General features: G+C 69.1%; 15 protein-coding genes. 10 read left to right on the top strand and 5 right to left on the bottom strand.

Annotated features, from left to right (window positions below):
• The first annotated feature begins 254 nt into the window (after positions 1–254).
• Positions 255–1739, top strand: a complete 1485-nt coding sequence (locus AB0M65_RS14985; protein WP_364027079.1) for an adenylate/guanylate cyclase domain-containing protein — start codon at positions 255–257, stop codon at positions 1737–1739.
• Here AB0M65_RS14985 and AB0M65_RS14980 read toward each other — a convergent pair.
• Positions 1726–2763, bottom strand: a complete 1038-nt coding sequence (locus tag AB0M65_RS14980; protein WP_364027069.1) for a beta-ketoacyl-ACP synthase III — start codon at positions 2761–2763, stop codon at positions 1726–1728. The two genes, AB0M65_RS14985 and AB0M65_RS14980, sit on opposite strands and share 14 nt — an antisense overlap.
• An 86-nt stretch (positions 2764–2849) precedes the next feature.
• Here AB0M65_RS14980 and AB0M65_RS14975 point away from each other — a divergent pair, with 86 nt between their 5' ends.
• From AB0M65_RS14975 to AB0M65_RS14965, 3 genes are all read left to right on the top strand, one after another.
• Positions 2850–2996, top strand: a complete 147-nt coding sequence (locus AB0M65_RS14975) for a hypothetical protein (RefSeq protein ID WP_364027066.1) — start codon at positions 2850–2852, stop codon at positions 2994–2996.
• A 67-nt stretch (positions 2997–3063) separates the two neighbouring features.
• Positions 3064–3537, top strand: a complete 474-nt coding sequence (locus AB0M65_RS14970) for an Lrp/AsnC family transcriptional regulator (protein ID WP_364027063.1) — start codon at positions 3064–3066, stop codon at positions 3535–3537.
• Positions 3538–3790: 253 nt separating this feature from the next.
• The gene (locus AB0M65_RS14965; protein ID WP_364027060.1) at positions 3791–4195 is read left to right on the top strand and encodes an SsgA family sporulation/cell division regulator; all 405 of its coding nucleotides are present in this window, start codon (positions 3791–3793) and stop codon (positions 4193–4195) included.
• Between the two features lie 84 nt (positions 4196–4279).
• On the opposite strand, the gene AB0M65_RS14960 is transcribed toward AB0M65_RS14965, so the two are convergent.
• Positions 4280–5377, bottom strand: a complete 1098-nt coding sequence (locus AB0M65_RS14960; RefSeq protein WP_364027057.1) for a S1 family peptidase — start codon at positions 5375–5377, stop codon at positions 4280–4282.
• A gap of 472 nt (positions 5378–5849) precedes the next feature.
• Between AB0M65_RS14960 and AB0M65_RS14955 the strand changes: the two genes are divergently transcribed.
• The 6 genes from AB0M65_RS14955 to AB0M65_RS14930 all read left to right on the top strand — a co-directional run bounded on the left by AB0M65_RS14955 (position 5850) and on the right by AB0M65_RS14930 (position 13203).
• Positions 5850–8762 carry an AAA family ATPase gene (locus AB0M65_RS14955; protein WP_364027076.1) on the top strand — a complete coding sequence of 971 codons (2913 nt, stop codon included), beginning with the start codon at positions 5850–5852 and terminating at the stop codon, positions 8760–8762.
• A 214-nt stretch (positions 8763–8976) separates the two neighbouring features.
• Entirely contained in the window at positions 8977–9831 is an 855-nt protein-coding gene (locus tag AB0M65_RS14950) for an ESX secretion-associated protein EspG (RefSeq protein ID WP_364027054.1), read from the top strand.
• 29 nt (positions 9832–9860) lie between these two features.
• Complete coding sequence (locus AB0M65_RS14945) at positions 9861–10289, top strand: hypothetical protein (protein ID WP_364027051.1); 429 nt, start codon at positions 9861–9863, stop codon at positions 10287–10289.
• A gap of 12 nt (positions 10290–10301) precedes the next feature.
• The gene (locus AB0M65_RS14940; RefSeq protein ID WP_364027048.1) at positions 10302–12329 is read left to right on the top strand and encodes a hypothetical protein; all 2028 of its coding nucleotides are present in this window, start codon (positions 10302–10304) and stop codon (positions 12327–12329) included.
• Positions 12326–12655, top strand: coding sequence for a type VII secretion target (locus AB0M65_RS14935; RefSeq protein WP_364027045.1), 330 nt, complete (start codon positions 12326–12328; stop codon positions 12653–12655). Before AB0M65_RS14940 ends, AB0M65_RS14935 begins: the two co-directional genes overlap by 4 nt.
• Positions 12655–13203, top strand: coding sequence for a YbaB/EbfC family nucleoid-associated protein (locus AB0M65_RS14930; protein WP_364027042.1), 549 nt, complete (start codon positions 12655–12657; stop codon positions 13201–13203). Before AB0M65_RS14935 ends, AB0M65_RS14930 begins: the two co-directional genes overlap by 1 nt.
• Before the next feature lie 146 nt (positions 13204–13349).
• Here AB0M65_RS14930 and AB0M65_RS14925 read toward each other — a convergent pair whose 3' ends face one another.
• The 3 genes from AB0M65_RS14925 to AB0M65_RS14915 form a co-directional block, all read right to left on the bottom strand.
• Positions 13350–14525 carry a GGDEF domain-containing protein gene (locus AB0M65_RS14925; RefSeq protein WP_364027039.1) on the bottom strand — a complete coding sequence of 392 codons (1176 nt, stop codon included), beginning with the start codon at positions 14523–14525 and terminating at the stop codon, positions 13350–13352.
• Between the two features lie 255 nt (positions 14526–14780).
• Complete coding sequence (locus AB0M65_RS14920; RefSeq protein ID WP_364027036.1) at positions 14781–16043, bottom strand: MFS transporter; 1263 nt, start codon at positions 16041–16043, stop codon at positions 14781–14783.
• A 106-nt stretch (positions 16044–16149) separates the two neighbouring features.
• A complete protein-coding gene (locus AB0M65_RS14915; protein ID WP_364027033.1) occupies positions 16150–16803 on the bottom strand; it encodes a hypothetical protein in 654 nt (217 codons plus the stop codon).
• Positions 16804–16810: the final 7 nt, after the last annotated feature.

Raw genomic sequence — 16810 nt, 5'->3', positions numbered from 1 at the left:
GCACACCCCCCAACCCTTGCAGGCACCAGCGATGCCAAGTCCGCACTACCAAGAACAACACTGACCAGCAGCTCCACGACTTTGCCGGGACCCTGACCTAGGCGCAAGGAAGGGGGCCTTCCTGTACTTCACGCGAGCAACGCCGCAGGTGACGCGTAAGTGCTCGAGAGCGGATTTGCTCTAACGACCCAAAACACTCACGACCCACCCGTTTCCGCCGGAGGTCATACGATCACCGGGTGCGTGGGAAGACGATGTCGAGGCGGTTCCGGCTGGTGCTCAGGACCAGTCTCGGTTTCGCCGCGCTCGGCATCGGTTCCAGTGTGTGCGGTGCCGGGGTCGTGGCGTTGCTGTTGCTCCTGCAGGGCCTGCCGAGCGACGTCGGTGACCGCGGCTGGATCCTGTCGGTGACGGCGGCCGGGATCGTGGCGCTGTCACTGGTGGTCGGCACGCTGTGGACGGCGTGGCTGCAGCGGCGCACGGCGGTCTGGTTTGTCTTCGGGCGCCCGCCGACGCGGGACGAGGCCACGCGGGCGCTGCGGCTTCCGTTCGACATGGGGATCGTGAGCGGGACGCTGTGGCTGATCGCGACGATCGTGCTCGGCGCGCTCGCGTGGGTGCTCGGGTCGTGGCTGGACGCGCTCGGGATGGCGCTGGTCATCGGGCTCGGCGGGCTGACCACGGTCGGCCTCACCTATCTCGCCGCGGAATGGGTCGCCCGCCCGGTGATGACGATCGCGCTCGAGGTGACCCCGCCGAAGGGGACGCTGAGGGTCACCGTGCTGACCCGGGTGGTCGTCACCTGGACGCTGGCGAGCGGGGTCCCGTTCCTCGGCGTGCTGCTGGTGGCCACGCCACCGGACCTCGGCCAGGGTGACCACGTCGCGAGCCTGATCATGCTTTCGGTAATCGGGCTCAGTGTCGGCGCGATCGGGACGGGTCTGCTCGCGAAGGCCGTCGCGACGCCGTTGCACCGGCTCCGCGTCGCGCTCGACGAGATCGCGCGCGGCAACAAGGAGGTCGTGGTCGACGTCGACGACTCCAGTGAGATCGGGCTGCTCCAGACCTCGGTCAACGACCTCGCCGCCGGGCTTCGCGAGCAGGACCGGATGCGTGACCTGTTCGGCAGGCACGTCGGGGACGAGGTCGCGCGGCACGCGCTCGAGTACGGCGCCTCCCTCTCGGGTGACGTGCGGGAGGTGACGGCGTTGTTCGTCGACGTCGTCGATTCGACGGCCTTGGCGAGCCGGACCCCGCCGGAGGAACTCGTGACGATGCTCAACCGGTTCTTCACCAGCGTCGTGCACGCGGTCGGGGCGCGCGGCGGGCTGGTCAACAAGTTCCAGGGTGACGCCGCGCTATGCGTCTTCGGCGCCCCGACCCGGCTCGCGGACGCGCAGACGGCGGCGCTTTCGGCCGCGCGGGTGATCCGGGACGCCGTCCACGAGACCGGCGAGCTCGACCTCGGCATCGGGGTCGCGAGCGGCCGGGTCTTCGCCGGTCAGCTGGGTACCAGCAGCCGGTTCGAGTACACCGTCATCGGCGACGCGGTGAACGAGGCGGCGCGGCTGACCGAGCACGCGAAATCCGCCGACGGGCGCGTCCTCGCGAGCGAGTCGGTGATCAAGGCGGCGCTGGAGAGCGAACGCGCGCACTGGGAGCCGTACGCGGAACTGGAGCTGCGAGGGCGCCAGGAACCAACGCACGCCTGGGCGGCGAACGCGCTCAGCCCGGAATGACGTCCGGCCAGCGCATCACCGTCGAGCCCCAGGTCAGACCGGCTCCAAAGGCGCCCATCACCACGCGGTGACCGGGCTGCAGTGAACCGTCCTTCGCCGCGTCCGCGAGTGCGATCGGAATCGACGCCGCACTCGTGTTGCCCACCTTCTCGATGTTCGAATACATCACGTCGGCCGCGAGCCCGAGCTGCTTCGCGCAGGTCTGCAGGATGCGGATATTGGCCTGGTGCCCGATGAACCGGTCGATGTCGCCGACCATCCAGCCGGCGGAATCCAGCACCGCGCGCGCCGATTCGGCCATCCGGGCACAGGCGTGCCGGAAAACGGTCTGGCCCCGCATCACCAGATAGTGGTCACTCGGATCGTCCGAACGACGGTTCTTGGCGCCCCCGGCCTCAACCCACAGCAGGTCCGCGAGTTCGCCTTCGCTGTGCAGGTCGAACGGGCCGAGCGCGCCGAGTTCGTCCGCGTCGCCCTGGCGCAGCAGGACGGCTCCCGCGCCGTCACCGAAGATCGGCACCGTGCCGCGGTCGTCGGGGTCGACGAGCGAGGTGAAGACGTCCGCCCCGATCACCAGGACGCGGCTCGCGATACCGGCGGCGAGCAGGCCGGCCCCGGTGGCGAGCCCGTAGATGAACCCACTGCAGACGGCGTTGACGTCGAAGGCGGCGACACCGTTCAGCCCGAGCTTGGTCGCGACCTGCGGCGCGCTGGCCGGGCACAGCTGATCGGCCGTCGACGTCGCGAGCACGACGGCGTCCGCGCCGCTCTCCCCTGCCGAGGCCAGCGCCCGGCGCCCCGCCTCGACCGCGAGGTCCACAGTGGACGTCCCGGGGTCGACGACGCGCCGTTCGGCGATGCCGGTCCGCGTGCGGATCCACTCATCGGAGGTGTCGAGCCGCTGAGCGATCTCCTCGTTGCCCACCACCCGGGGAGGCAGCCACGAGCCGAGACCGGCGAGAACGGCCGCCTGAGATGAGGGCACCAAGAAATCCTTTCGCGCGGAAAAAGAGAGGTCTGCCATTCACTTGTAAGCGCTACCATTCAGTAGACCCGTCAGTTGTGTTCCGGGTCACAATGGGAAAGAATTCTCACTTTCCCCCGCGCACCGTGCCGGACCAGCCTCATCCGCAACCGACCTGGCAGGACGGGGTGACCGGGCACACCGGCCACCCGATGATCGACAGGCCGGCGCGTGGGCCACGCGGGCGGGCACGCCGCACGCTGGGCGAGGGCCGCTCGCCGGACGCGGCGTGATCCACACCGCGTCCGGGCACGCGTAAAGGTCGGGCGTCCGGGAGACGGCTCCGGTTAGCCTGAGCCGGTGGACACACCCGACCTCGACCGCCTCGACGTAGCCATCCTCTCCTGCCTGCAGGACGACGCCCGCACCATCGCCGAGAGCATCGGCGCGAAGGTGGGCCTGTCGGCCGCCGCCGTGCAGCGGCGGATCAAGCGGCTGCGTGAAGCCGGGGTGATCGAACGCGAGGTGGCGGTGCTGTCACCGCAGGCGCTCGGGCTGTCGATGACGTTCGTGGTGATGGTCGAGATGGAACGCGAGAATCTCGCGGTACTCGACGGGTTCCGGCGGCAGGTGCTCGCGGACGACAACGTCCAGCAGTGTTACTACGTCACCGGCAACGCGGACTTCGTGCTCGTGGTCACCTGCAAGGACATGAGCGGCTTCGAGGCGTTCACGCGGCGGATGTTCGTCGACAACCCGAACGTGCGCCACTTCACGACGTCGGTGGCGATGGACCGGGTCAAGACGGGGCTGACCCTGCCGCTGGATCCCTGAGGGTCCACAGAGGACACTTCCCTTCCGCAACTTGCGCTCCGGTTACCGGGACGCTGCTCTCCGTGACATGACCTCGTCACCACGTGTATCGGGCCGAACGCAAGTGGTCTGTGCCCGGCGTTACACCACTATGGACATATGCAGCCGATAGCGTGAACGTCGCCGCACTCGCGTCATCCCGCGTCAATCCGGGCATCTCCTTGCCGAGACACAAAGTTCGCGCCGCGCGAACCACGAGCACTTAGGAGTGGCCGTGCACACCGATGCCGTTCACCAGAGCCAGTTCGTCCTGCTGAACCACAGCAGCACGCCCGTTCTCTCCCGTCTGTCCTTCCACGCCGACGAGCCCTACGCGGTCACCGTGGCGTTCCGGACCGAGCGCGGCCGATGGGTCGAGTGGACCTTCGCGCGTGAGCTGCTGGCCACCGGTCTCACCGACCCCGCCGGGATCGGCGACGTCCGGGTCCGCCCCGACCTCTCCGGGGACGAGGCGATGCTGACCCTCGAAATCGAGTCACCGGACGGCTATGCGTCGTTCGAGCTTGAGCGCGAGGACGTCGAATCCTTCCTCGGCTCCACCTTCGAGCTGGTCCAGCTCGGCGCCGAAAGCGAGCACTTCGACATCGATGCGCTGATCGAAGAAATCAGCAACGTGTAACCCGAGCCACCGCTCCCGCGGTACGAAGCGAAGGGCGGCCCGCGTGCGCTGGAGGCACTCGGACCGCCCTTCGTCTTGTTCAGGTCAGCCGAGGACCAGGGAGGTCCCGGTCGCGGACAACGCCGGCCGGACCGGGAAGAAGTAGGTCACCGAGCTGTTGCCGCCGGACAGCATGCCCTGCGCCTGGTTGCCCGCGATGAACGAGCCGCCCGAATCGCCTGCCTGCGAATGCACGTTGGTGGCGGTCATGCCGTAGACCGTGCCTTCGGCGTAACGGACGGTCTGGTTCTTGGCGCCGACGGTGCCGCAGGTCCAGCCGGTGGTCGAACCCGATTTGCAGACCGAGGCGCCGGTGGCCGCCACGTTCGAGCCGCTCACCCGGGTGCCGTTGTTGATGATGCCGCGCGGCACCCAGTTGCTGTTGACCCGGACGTGGCCGTAGTCGTTGGTCGGGAAGCTGGTGCGGGCGAACGAGCCCATCGCGACCCGGTTGGAGCCGGCGACGGTGCCGGGGCCACAGTGCCCGGCGGTGAGGAAGCCGCCGTTGACCGAGAACCCGATCGAGCAGCGCGAAGAGTTGTTGATGTAGTAGGCGTCGCCGCCGCGGACGTCGTACTTCAGGGTCGGCACCGAAGTGGTCTCGACCACTGAGACGGCGGCCTTGTCGACGCCGGTCTTCTCCAGATACGAGTCCACGGTGCCGCCCTTGCCAGGCAGGACGTTCAGCGTGACGCGGTTGCTCTTGGCGTCGACGCCCCAGCCGGTGATCGCGCCGTCCGCCGTGCGCTCACCCGCGTTCAGTCTGTCCACAGTGGAATCGAGCTGGGCTGACGAGAAGCGCACGAGTTCCGCTTCCGCCCCGGCCGCGGTGACCTTGGCCAGTTTCGCCGCGTCCGTGACGCCGACGCGGAGTTTGCCGGTGGCCTCGTTGTAGCTCGCGCCGCCGAAGCTGCCGGCGAGCGATGAGGCGAGCGACTGTTCGAGTGTGCCGGCGGCGGTCTCGCTCTGGATCCGGGCGAGTGCCTGTCCGGCGGTCAGGCCGAGGTCCCGTTGCAGGGCCGGGACCATCTCGGCGTTGAGCAGGGTGCCATCCGAGGACGCCGCCGCGGGGGTACCCGTGACGAGCGCGCCGGCCGACACGACAGCCGTGGCGGCCACTCCGAGGAGCTTCGTGAACTTCATGCTTCTCCCTCGTCATCACGCACGGCTCCGGTTCGCCATGCGATTGCCTCCCCCGACGGGTGAGAGTTCACCGAAGCAGTCGAGGCCCGCAATCCGGTCCGCGCTGGATAGGTATACCCAATCTTCGACTGCCGAATACCCTGCTCCAGGTCGGTCACGTAGCGATGGCACCCGTACGGGCACGTCCGTAAGTAGGGATTCGGAGTGAATACCTTGCGTAGTCATGACCACCCCCTGAACGTGGGATGAATCGCCGGAACGGGTCTCTAGCCGATGTTTCGGGCGTCCAGTGATTTTCCAACCGTCGATCCGTCAGTCACCCGGTGACGGTGCGTCCGCGGACGGCCTGATCCGATGCCCGTGCTGTCCGTGATGGGAGGTTTACGACCAGGTAGGCAGTGCTTAGGCTCCGCAGGACAACGCACAAGATCGTGTCGGGCTCAGCGGGAACCTCCCAACCGAGGAGCGCATGATGTGGCTTGCCACCCCTCGCCCGACCTCGGTTTCGGTCCGCGCCGGATCGACGGCGCTCGTGGGCCGCGACGTCGAGGTCTCGGCGATCGTGAAGATCCTGCTGCGCCGTCCCGCCGCCGTGCTGATCGAGGGCGAACCAGGGATGGGCCGCAGCAGGCTGCTCGAAGAACTGGCCGGACGCCGCGAGTTCGCGGCGGGCCGGGTGCTGTCCGGCGCCTGCCAGCCGATGCGCGAGCCGTTCCCCTTCGGCCCGGTGCTCGAAGCGCTGCGCTCGGCGGGAGACCGTCCGCTCGGACCGCTCAGTCCGGTCGCCGGGGTACTGAGACCCCTTCTGCCCGAACTCGCGGAAAGCCTTCCACCCCAACCGGAACCACTCACCGACCCGTGCGCCGAACGGCATCGCCAGTTCCGCGCCGTCCGTGAACTCCTGATCGCCTGCGGGCCCGCGCTCGTCCTGATCGACGACCTGCAGTGGGCCGACGAGGGCACCCGGGACCTCCTGCGGTTCCTCGCCGCGGCCATGCCCGCCGAACTCGCCGTCGTTTCGGCCTACCGGACCGGCTCCCCGGCCAGGCACGGCACCGCCGGTATCCCGTTCCGTACGCCGCCGAACGTCCAGACCGCGCGGGTGACGCTGGGCCCGCTCGACGTCGAGGCCGTCGGGAAACTGGCGGAAGAACTACTGGACCTGCCGAGGGTTTCCGCGGCGTTCACCGCGAAACTCCACGAAAGCACCGCCGGGATCCCGTTCGTGGTCGAGGAGACACTGCGCGCGCTGCGTGACGCCGCCGGGCGGCTGCCCATCGGCGAGGTGCTCTCGGACCGGCTCCTGGAAAGCCTCGAAGTCCCGGTCTCCCTGCGCGAGGCCATCACCGAACGGCTCGAAGCACTGCCGGAACCCGCGGTCCGGCTGGCGAGCGCGGCGGCGGTGCTCGCCGTCCCGTCCGAACCCGGGGTGATCGGCGAACTCGCCTGCCTCACCGGCGACGGGCTCCGCTCGGCACTGCTGTCCACTTTGGACGGCGGGGTGCTCGGGGAACTCGGTGGCGACCGCTACGGCTTCCGGCATCCGTTGGCACGCAAGGCCGTCTACGACACCATCAGCGGTCCGGAGCGGACACTGCTGCATTCCCGCGCCATCCAGGTACTCGCCGAACAGCCGGTGCCCCCGCTGACCCTGCTGGCAAACCACTCCCGCGCCGCCGGGCGGACCGAACAGTGGCGCCACTACGCCGAAGCCGCCGCTGACGAGGCCATCGCCCAAGGCGACACCTCACGCGCGATCGACCTGCTCCAGTCCGTCCTGGCGGAGGCGGGCCTCGGCGAGGACGCCGTCGCCCGGCTGGCCACGAAACTCAGCCAGGTCGCGCTGCGCGGGTTCCGCCCCGACGTCATCGAAACACTGGAGCGGATCCTCGATGAGCTCACCGACCTGAGCCCGAGCGTGCGCGGGACGATCCGGCTCAGCCTCGGGATGCTGCTGGTCCGCACGATCGGGCGGCTCGGCCGGGGCAGGGTCGAGGTGGAACAGGCGATCACCGAACTGGTCGACGAGCCGGAACTGGCCGCACGCGGGATCAACCTGCTCGCCCAGCCGATCGACGGGCTGACCCCGTTGTCCTGGCACGAGGTCTGGATGGAGCGCGCCCGCGAGGTCTTCGAACGGCTCGAAGACCCGGAACTGCGGCTCGCGCTCACCGGCGACCGGATCGCCACGCAGGCGCATATCGGCAACGGTTCGGCGTGGACCGAGTTCGAGCGGCTGCCGGACGAGACCACCGGCGTCGCCGAACGCGTCCAGCTCGCCAGGCTGTGGTGCAACCTCGCCGACGCCCAGTCGTGGGCAGGCCATCTGACCAGGGCGGAAAAGCTGGTCACGGAAGGGATTCGCCGCGCGACCGACGCCGGCGCGCTCTACGCCGCCGGGCTCGCGCAGGGCACCCGGGTCCGGCTGGACTGGGTACGCGGTGAGTGGTCCGGGCTCGCGGAGACCGCCGAACAGCTTCGCGACGGCTACCCCGACCTCGGCCCGATCGTCATGGAGTCCTCGCTGGTCCTGGGTGGACTGGCCGCGGTGCGCGGGGAATTCGCCGCCGCGCAACGACATCTGGCCGCGGCGAGTGTGAACGCCCCGGAACACGGGCCGATCCCCGTCGTGCTTTCGGCGGCCGGGGTCCTCATCCGGGTGCTGCTGGCGACGGACGACGTCGACGGCGCTTGCGCGGCGGCCGACGGCGCGATCGCGGCCGCCCGGCGCAAGGGTGTCTGGGTGTGGGCGGCGGGACTGGTCCCGGCGGCGGCCGAGGCCTACACCCGGGCGGGGCGCTGGTCGGAGGCAGACGCGGTGGTCGAGGAGTTCGCCCGTGGCGTCGAGGGCAAGGATTCACCGGTCTCTCGGGCAGCGTTGCTGGCCGGACGGGCAATCTTGTTCGACGCCCGAGGGAAGCATTCCGCCGCGGCGACGGTTTTCGACGAGGCCGCCATCGCCTACGAAACCCTGCCGATGCCGTATCAGGCGATCGGCTCCCGGGAGCGCGCGGCGCTGTGCCGTCTCACCGGTGGCAACCGCAAGGCAATCGAGGAACTCGCGGCCGCCGCGGAGGCGTACGAGCGGCTCGGCGCGACCCGGGACGCCGGCCGATGCCGCCACCAGCTGCGGGAACACGGTGCTTGGGCACCTTCACAACGCGGGCGGCGCGGCTACGGCCAGGAGCTTTCACCCCGGGAATTGGAGGTCGCGCGCATGCTCTCCGACGGGCGTACGAACCGGGAGATAGCGGACGGATTGTTCCTTTCCCCGCGCACCGTGGAACAGCATGTCGCGAAGGTTCTGCGGAAACTGGGCGCGCGTTCCCGCACCGATGTCGCCCGTCGCATGTCGACTTATGCCCCTGCTACGGTCGATCGATAGAAACGTCGATTGCGGTACGGTACTCGTTAGCTGGCAAGGGAATCCGCTCAAACGAGCACTGTGATCCAGCCCATCGGGTCGGGCGGTGTGCGTACGGTTCCGCGCGGTCACTCCCCGTGCTAGTTTGTTTTCGTCATTAACAAAGTCGGCTCCCTTTATGCGGGTCAGCCGATCGGGACGGGGTCCGACCCCCGCGAGGGAGTAGCGCAGAAGCATGGCTGAACGAGCCGATTTCGCGCTGGGGACGGTAGAAGCGAGTGTGGTCGGGCAGGCGCTTGGCGTCAATGTCCGGCTGTTTCCCTTGCGGGTCCGCAACACTTCGATCGACCCGGAGCGGTACACCGCCGTCATCCAGCGGGTCTACACCGACCTCGAACAGCGCCGCCTGTCGGTCAACGGGGAACTGAGCCCCGCCATCCGCACCGCGTTCGCACTGCTGGCGAATCACCGGATCACCGTTTCGGTGAACGGCGTCGACGGCCTCGGCGAGGACATCGCCGTACTCACCGTCACCGACGGCAGGCAGGCACTCGGCATCACCCAGGCCCACGGGGACGACCTCCTGCAGTTCGCGCTCTTCGCGGACGAGGACCTGGTCGAAGTCCTCGCCGGGGTACTGCCGCGCATGCGGCCCGCGTCGACCGGCCGCCGCAAGATCGTCCAGCAGGAAGAGCGGGCCGTCTCCGCGATGACGGCCCGCCGCCAGGCCGAGGCGGAGTTCGACGAGGAGGAGACCGACGCGTTCGGCAACCTCGAACTCACCGCCGTCGTCCGTGCCCGGCCCGAGACCGCGGTGCGCCCCAGCGGCGAGGACACCGACCTCCAGGTGCTGGAGAAGGTGCTGTCCGGCGTCCGGCTCGGCGGCGGGCACATCATCGTGAGCGGGATCGGCCGCCGCGGCGAGCGGCTGCGGTCGACGCCGTTGAGCTGGCTCGACACCGAAGACGGCCGTTACCTGGTCTGGACCGAGACCGACGAGGCATCCGGCGCCGTGATCGGCCACTACGACCCGGCGAGTCACTCGGGCGTGGCGAACGCGATCCGGGACGCCATCGCTGACATCTACTGACCTCCTGAATCCGGCGAGAGGATCCTCCGTTGACCGAGGAAGCACAACCGCTCGAGCCCAAGCTGGCCGAAGCCACGAAGTGGAAGACCGCCAAGATCGGGCTCGCGGGCACGCAGCTGAAGCGGATGGCCCGGCAGGGCGGCTTCGCCGTGGACGACAGCACTGGCGACGAGATGATCCGCTCACTCCAAGGAGTGATCGACAGCCTCGAAGAGCGCTGGAGCGCGCTGACCAAGCTGCAGAAGTCACCGCCGATGAGCGACACCGCCACCGCGCGCTGGGTGTCCCAGCACATGCAGGGCACCGCGACCGACGCGCAGGGCCTGCTCACCCAGCTGCAGGCGGCCCGCGCCGAGTTCCCGACCTACGTCGAGGCGATCGAACTCGCCAAGCGGAACTACCGTGAACGGGACGACGAGAACCAGCGCGACCTGACGCGGATCGACACCGAGATCTAGGGGAGGAACTCCGTGACCGACTCGACGGAAAAGACCACGAAGGTCTCCGATCCCGCCTCCAAGGAATACGACCCGGACAGCCCGTTCTACGACATCACGGCCGACTCGTCGAGCGCCTACTACTTCGGGCCGCTGGCGGACAAGGCCGCTTCCGGTGACGAGATCCGGGCCGGTGCCTCGTTCGGGACCGATGTCATCTTCAACCTCCTTGGCTGGGGTGACACGGCACTCAACGGCTTCAAGGACATGTTCACTCAGAAGATGTACGAGGGCCAGCTGGACAAGGCACGCGAGGGTCTCGACAAGAACCTCGACATCCGCGACCCCGGCCAGCCGCCGTCCACGGTCTGGGGCAACGCCACCCACGAGCAGATGCAGGCCGCGATCGCGGGTAACGCGGACCCGGCCGCGGTGGGCGAGACGTCCGAGGAATGGGTCCGGGTCGGCAACGACCTGGCGACGCACCAGCGCAACCTCGCGAAGGCGATCAACGCCAGCACGGCCAACTGGCAGGGCGAAGGCGGCGACGCGGCACGCGAGCACCTCGCGGGTGTCGGCAAGTGGCTCGGCTCGACCGCGAACGGCGCGACGCTGACCGGGCGCCAGCAGCAAATTCATTCGCAGACGCTGAACGAGACGCAGAAGCAGATGGCGGTGAATCCGCCGGTGCCGTTCAACGTGCGGGATGCCAACGCCAACCTGCAGACGATCACCGACCCGCAGCAGTACATGTCGCAGCTCGGGAAGGACCTCGAGACCTTCAAGAAGCAGCAGGACGGGCGCGACCGGGCCGCTCAGGTGATGACCCAGTTCGACACCACGGTCGGCTCGGCGATCGCCACCCCGGCGTTCCCCGCCCCGCCGAAGCTGCCTTCGGCGCAGGCGAGCCCTCGCTTGAGGGACGGTGCCGGTGGTGGCGGCGGCGCGGGCTCGCCGTCCCACACCCTTCGCGACCGCATGTCGCCTGAAGGCGCCGACGGCGTGCAGCGTCCGTCCCCCTTCAACGTGGATGGCACTGTGGCCGCTTCGGTGGACGGGACGCCCCAGGGCGGGCCGGGCGGCCCCGGCACCGTGTCGCCCTTCAACGCGCCGAACGGTCCCTCGGGTGGGTTCCCTGGTGGCGGTGGCCCCGGTAGCAGTGGTCCCGGTAGCGGTCCCGGTAGCGGCGGCTCGTTCGGTGGCCCCGGCGGCGGCCCGTTCGGTGGACCCGGTGGCTCGTTCCCCGGCGGATCCGGCTCGTCCCCGGTCATGCCCACCATCGGCGGCCCGAACGGCACTGGCGGCGAGGCCTACCACCCCACGACCTCGGCGCCCCGGCCGAATATGCCCAAGTTCGACGACGGCACGCACACCTCGGGCTACACCCCGCCCACGTCGCCTCCGACGTTCCAGCCGCCGCAGCTGCCGCCCCTTCCCGACAGTGGCGGCCCTCGTAGTGGCGGGGCCCCGTTCAACCCGCCGAACTTCCCCCTGCCTGGCGGCCCCAACGGCATACCCGGCGGCGGACCGGGACCGGTCATGCCGAAAATCCCGCCGATCGGCCGCACCGGCGGGATCAACGGCGACATCACCAGCAGGCTCGGCGGTCCTCCCTCGATCCCCGAAGGCGGCCCGATCAAGGGCGGTCCGCTCGGCGGCTCACCGAAGCTGCCCAGCTTCGGCGGCGGTGGTGGCGGGGTCGGCGGTGGCAGCCTCGGCGGCGGTGGTGTCGGTGGTTCCGGAGCCGGTGGCGGTGGTCTCGGCGGCGCGGGCCGGGCGACCGGTTCGCTCGGCATGGGCGGCGCTGTCGGCGCGGGCGCGATGGAAGCCGAAGGTGCCGCGGGCCGCGGGGCCGGTTCCGGCGCGGGCAAGGCGGGCGGCGCCGGCGGGATGGGCCCGATGGGCGGTATGGGCGCGGGTGGCGCCAAAGGCCAGGGTGACGAGGACAAGGAACACAAGATCGCCGACTACATCGAGTCCGACGACCCGTCCTTCTTCTCGCCGGACGAGGTCGTCGCGCCGCCGGTGATCGGTGACTGGCAGAACAAGGACTGGAAATGACGGCCTCGTTCGACGTCGACCCGGACGATCTGGTCGCGCACGCGAGTCACCTCGACGGGCTCGTCGACCGGCTGGACACCGCATACGGCGCGACCGGTTCGGCGATGTCGGCGGAAGCGTACGGCCTGCTGTGCGCGTTCCTGCCGCCGATCGTCAACCCGACCGGAGAACGCGCGGCGGAGGCGATCAAGGCGGCCGCCGAGGGCGTCCAGGCGACGGCGGACAACGTCCGCACCGCCGCGAAGTCCTATCAAGAAGGCGACCAGGCCAACGCCGAGCCGTTCAACCGTGACTTCAAGGCTCTCGATATCGGAGGAAAACAGTAGTGACCAGCGCTAACGGACTCGGGGATCTGATGCGGGACCCCGATGAGGCTGAGCGACGGCTGGACCAGTGGGCGCAGGGCCTGGAGGACAAGGCCCAGCGGTACGCCGCCGCGCAGGAGCGAACCGAGCAGTTGCGGCTGACCGCGTCCAGTTCCGACGGCGCCGTCAAGGTCACCGTCGGCGCGGACGGCGGCGTGACGGCCATCGAGTTCGGCAACAAGGCCAGGACGTACCCGCTGGAAGAACTGTCCCGGCAGATCCTCGGGACCATGCACCAGGCGCAGTCCGGGATCGCCACCCGGGTCTCCGAGGTGATGCAGGAATCGCTCGGCGACGAGGACCAGGAGACCAGGGAGCTGATGCTCGGCACCCTGCGCAGCCGCTTCCCCGAGATCGAAGAGGAAGAGCCGACGCCGCCCGTTCCCCCCGCGTCGTCGGGGCCGTCGGGTTCTACGGGTTCTTCGGGTGAAATTCCGCCGCCCCCGCCGCAGGCACCTCGCGATAAGCGCCACGAAGCACCCGACGACGAGGAGAACTCACCCTGGTGAGCCCGTCGTCCTGGCCGGTGTCCACAAAGGACCCGACCGTCCACAACGGACACTCATGTCCTGAAGGCCCCCTTTGAGACGTTCACCGTCTCAAAGGGGGCCTTCAGGACAACGCACCCCGGCCCTCGTGAGCACCCACCCGGGGGTCAGGCCGCGGCGAGGGAGACAACGCGGTTCCGCCCGCTGTTCTTCGCCTGGTACAGCGCGGAGTCGGCGACGTGCAGCAGCCGCTCCAGCACCGTCCCGCCCGCCGGGTAGACCGCGACGCCGATCGAGACCGAAAGGCCTCGCACGACCCGCTTGCCCGTGGCGGCCGGGACCTCGACCTCGATCGCCATCACCGCCCGCCGGACCCGCTCGGCCACCGGGAGCACCTCGGTCTCCGCCGCCCCGGGCAGCAACACGACGAACTCCTCGCCACCGAAGCGGCCGACGGAGTCGTAGTCGCGTACGTGCTGCGAGATCGTCGTCGCGACGACCTTGAGCACGGCGTCGCCCGCGAGATGGCCGTAGACGTCGTTGACCTGCTTGAAGTGGTCGAGGTCGAGCATCAGTACACCGAGTGTGCTCTTCGCCCGTGCCGCCGACGTCAGTTCCTGCTCGCCAAGCAGATGCCACGCGTGCGCGTTGAGCACCCCGGTCTTGCCGTCGATGTTCGCCGCGATCTCCAGTTGCCGCACCAGCACGCTGCGGTGCAGCACCAGCACGGGCAGCAGTACGAACGGGACGAGCGCGGGCGCGTGCACGACGCCGAGCGCGGTCGAGGTCCCGAGCACCAGTGTCGTGACCTCCAGCAGGTTGTCGTCGCTGGTACCGAACAGCGACCGGAGCGATCGGCCACCGGTGTGCAGGTAGACCGAGAGCGCCACGATGACCGCGTTGGCCATGGTGAACACGGCCGCCGCCTCGACGATCCGCAGTGACCCGGTGAACCCGACCGGCAAGCCGTTCCAGCCGGCGACGATGGCCCCCGAGGCCAGGCAGGAGAGCACGATCGCCGCCGCGCAGTACACGACGCGGTACGCGGGCCGGTGACTCATCCCCCGCCACACCCGGAACCAAAGGTGCAGGTAGACACAGACGCCGAGGACGACGGCGAGTCCCGGCGGGAGCACGAGCACCCCGGCGAAAGTCCACACCGAAGTCATGTTGATGTGGGGACGGTCACAGATACTGCGCCGCAACCGTTCCACCGAACGCGAAAGCTCGGCCTGCAGGAAAGCGAGGCCGAGCAATGATCCAAAGCGGACGAATTCCGTAGCCTCGTAGTTCGATCGGAGCAAAGAGATGACCGCGACCGCCGCCGCGAGCCCTTCCACCATAAGAAAAACCGCAGGTACGCCGCGTGGTCCGGACCAAAGATCCCAGTTTCGGATCCAGGCTCTCAGACGTGTTACGGCCCCTTCTCCGGCGAGTTCCACATCCCCCATAATCATCGTCACCGGTCCCCCTCCCGTGCACAATTCAATGTAACCGAAGTGGTACTGAGGGTGGCCCGAGTCAATTCCGGAACACACAGATGGAGCAGTGCGGAGGGAGGACCATCATGAACGGTCGCGAGGACTGATCCCACGAATTCAGCCGGTCCGGCTCCCGGCCGGGAGCCATACATCGGGTCCGGTGGCGATGGCGCGTTTCCACGCCATCGCCATCGGGCCCGCCGAGGCGACGGCGGCCAGCGCGGCCACCCCGACGGCGACGAACGGGCCGGTCAACTGGGCGAGACCACCCGCCAGCATGATCCCGATCCCTTGCACCGTCACCAAACTCGTCGAGGTCAGGCCCATCACCTGAGCCCGGACCCCGTCCGGCACCGCGCGGGCCATCAACGCGACGGCCTGCAGGTGGTACGGCGCCGCGCAGGCCCCGCTGAGCCCGATCAGTGCGAGGCACACCGCGAGCGGAGGGCGGAAAAAGACAAAAAGCAAAGGTACGGCGGATGCGATCGCGAGAATGCCGACAATACGCGTTTTCCGCCGTGCCGGAACCCATTTCGTGAAGATCCACGATCCTATTACCGAACCCACCGGATCCGCCGCGAGAATGAGCCCGACCGCGAAATTCCCCACCCCTAGTCCGCCGGCGAGCGGCGCCGCGAGCCCTTCCGGCGCGATGGCGAATCCGGCGAGCATCTTCAGCCCGAACAACACCCGGATTCCCTTGCCACGCCAGAGTTCCCGGACACCTTCACCGCTGAAAGCCCTGGCCACCCGGCTTTTCACGGAGGATTCCGTGACCGCGGGCGCCCGGTGACGGACTCCCGCGGAGACAAGCAGCGCCGAGACCACAAAGGTCGCCGCGTCGATCACCAGTCCCCAGTAAGGGGTTACGAGCCCGATCACCAGCCCGCCACCGCCGAAACCCGCCAGCTGTGCCGTTTGGATGGTGATCGTGCGTACCGCGAGCCCGGCGACGTAACGCTCGCCCACGAGGACATCCGGAAGCAACGCGAGCTGCGCCGCCCGGAACGGCCCACCCGCCATCGTCAGGAACACCAGCAATACGGCCAAAACGAGCAACGGTGTACCCGGGACGGCCATCAGCGCGGCGATCGCCGCGCGCAGCAGATCGCAGACGATCATCACCGTCCGCCGCGAATACCGATCGGCCAGCCCGGCGAACAAGGTGCCGCCGATCAGCGTCGGCAGATACGTCAGTCCGTATGTCAGTCCCGTCAGCCCGGCCGATGCCGTTCTTTCCCAGACCAGTACCGAAAGCGCGACCCTCGCCAGCTGGTCACCGGCCTGCGAAAGCGCCTCGGCCGCCCACAACGCACGGAACTCGCCGACCGCGAAAGCGGCCTTGAACGCGGTGCCCCGAGCGGAATCCCCCTTTTCCATGAGCCCCTCCCCTTGGCTCACGGTAAGGGATCACTTCCGCTCTGTCAGCGGCCATCCGGCCCACGACGTCGGTCAGTGTCCCTTGTGGAGGAAGAATCCGGTGTGGTCAGCGGCCCGCGCCGTAACCCGCCACTCCCTGCGCCAGCTGCGCCGCCAGCTGACTCGCCGCGACGGGATCCATCATGCTTCGGAAGCCCTCCGTGACTTTGTCCTGCGATCCGGTGTCGGAGCGTGGTTGCTCCGGCGGCCGGGTCTCCGCACGCGGCATCGCGACGACCTGCTCCTTGGCGGGGTTCTTCTTCGCCGTCGCGGGAGCCTGCTGCTTCACGGTGACCGGTACATAGACGGTCACCGGGGCGGCCGGCGGCGCGGGCTGCGCGATCGCCTGCGGTGGCACCGGCTGCTGGGTCGCCACCGCGGGCAGCGGCTGCTCGGGCAGGGCGTCGACCGACGACGGGACCGAGAACGTGCCGGCGAACCAGCCGATCGCCAGCAGCGCCACCCCGGCTCCGCCGACCAGCCAGGTCCTGGTGCGGCGGTGGATGACGACGGCTTTGGGCCGCAGGTCCTTGTCGACGACCGGTGCACAGACCGGGGGCCGGACCGGCATCGGCTCGGGTTCGTGCTCGTTCTCCGGGCTTCGCCGCCGTTTCGGCAGGCTCGCCGCGATGATGCCGGTCCGGTCCAGCAACTCGGCTGTCTCGACAGGCGCGGTGAACGCGGCATCAGTCGACGGACGGCGCTGGGCGGCGCGCGGCATGGGGACC

The sequence above is a fragment of the Amycolatopsis sp. NPDC051071 genome (genome assembly GCF_040682875.1).
Classification (GTDB): Bacteria; Actinomycetota; Actinomycetes; order Mycobacteriales; family Pseudonocardiaceae; genus Amycolatopsis.
This window is presented reverse-complemented; position numbering and strand designations above follow the sequence as displayed.

What these genes read in the sequence shown, in the direction of transcription:
- AB0M65_RS14920 (WP_364027036.1), bottom strand. Translation starts at nt 16,043, where the DNA reads ATGGAAAAGGGGGATTCCGCTCGGGGCACCGCGTTCAAGGCCGCTTTC.
- AB0M65_RS14985 (WP_364027079.1), top strand. Translation starts at nt 255, where the DNA reads ATGTCGAGGCGGTTCCGGCTGGTGCTCAGGACCAGTCTCGGTTTCGCC.
- AB0M65_RS14980 (WP_364027069.1), bottom strand. Translation starts at nt 2,763, where the DNA reads ATGGCAGACCTCTCTTTTTCCGCGCGAAAGGATTTCTTGGTGCCCTCA.
- AB0M65_RS14925 (WP_364027039.1), bottom strand. Translation starts at nt 14,525, where the DNA reads ATGGTGGAAGGGCTCGCGGCGGCGGTCGCGGTCATCTCTTTGCTCCGA.
- AB0M65_RS14955 (WP_364027076.1), top strand. Translation starts at nt 5,850, where the DNA reads ATGTGGCTTGCCACCCCTCGCCCGACCTCGGTTTCGGTCCGCGCCGGA.
- AB0M65_RS14935 (WP_364027045.1), top strand. Translation starts at nt 12,326, where the DNA reads ATGACGGCCTCGTTCGACGTCGACCCGGACGATCTGGTCGCGCACGCG.
- AB0M65_RS14915 (WP_364027033.1), bottom strand. Translation starts at nt 16,803, where the DNA reads ATGCCGCGCGCCGCCCAGCGCCGTCCGTCGACTGATGCCGCGTTCACC.
- AB0M65_RS14950 (WP_364027054.1), top strand. Translation starts at nt 8,977, where the DNA reads ATGGCTGAACGAGCCGATTTCGCGCTGGGGACGGTAGAAGCGAGTGTG.
- AB0M65_RS14960 (WP_364027057.1), bottom strand. Translation starts at nt 5,377, where the DNA reads ATGAAGTTCACGAAGCTCCTCGGAGTGGCCGCCACGGCTGTCGTGTCG.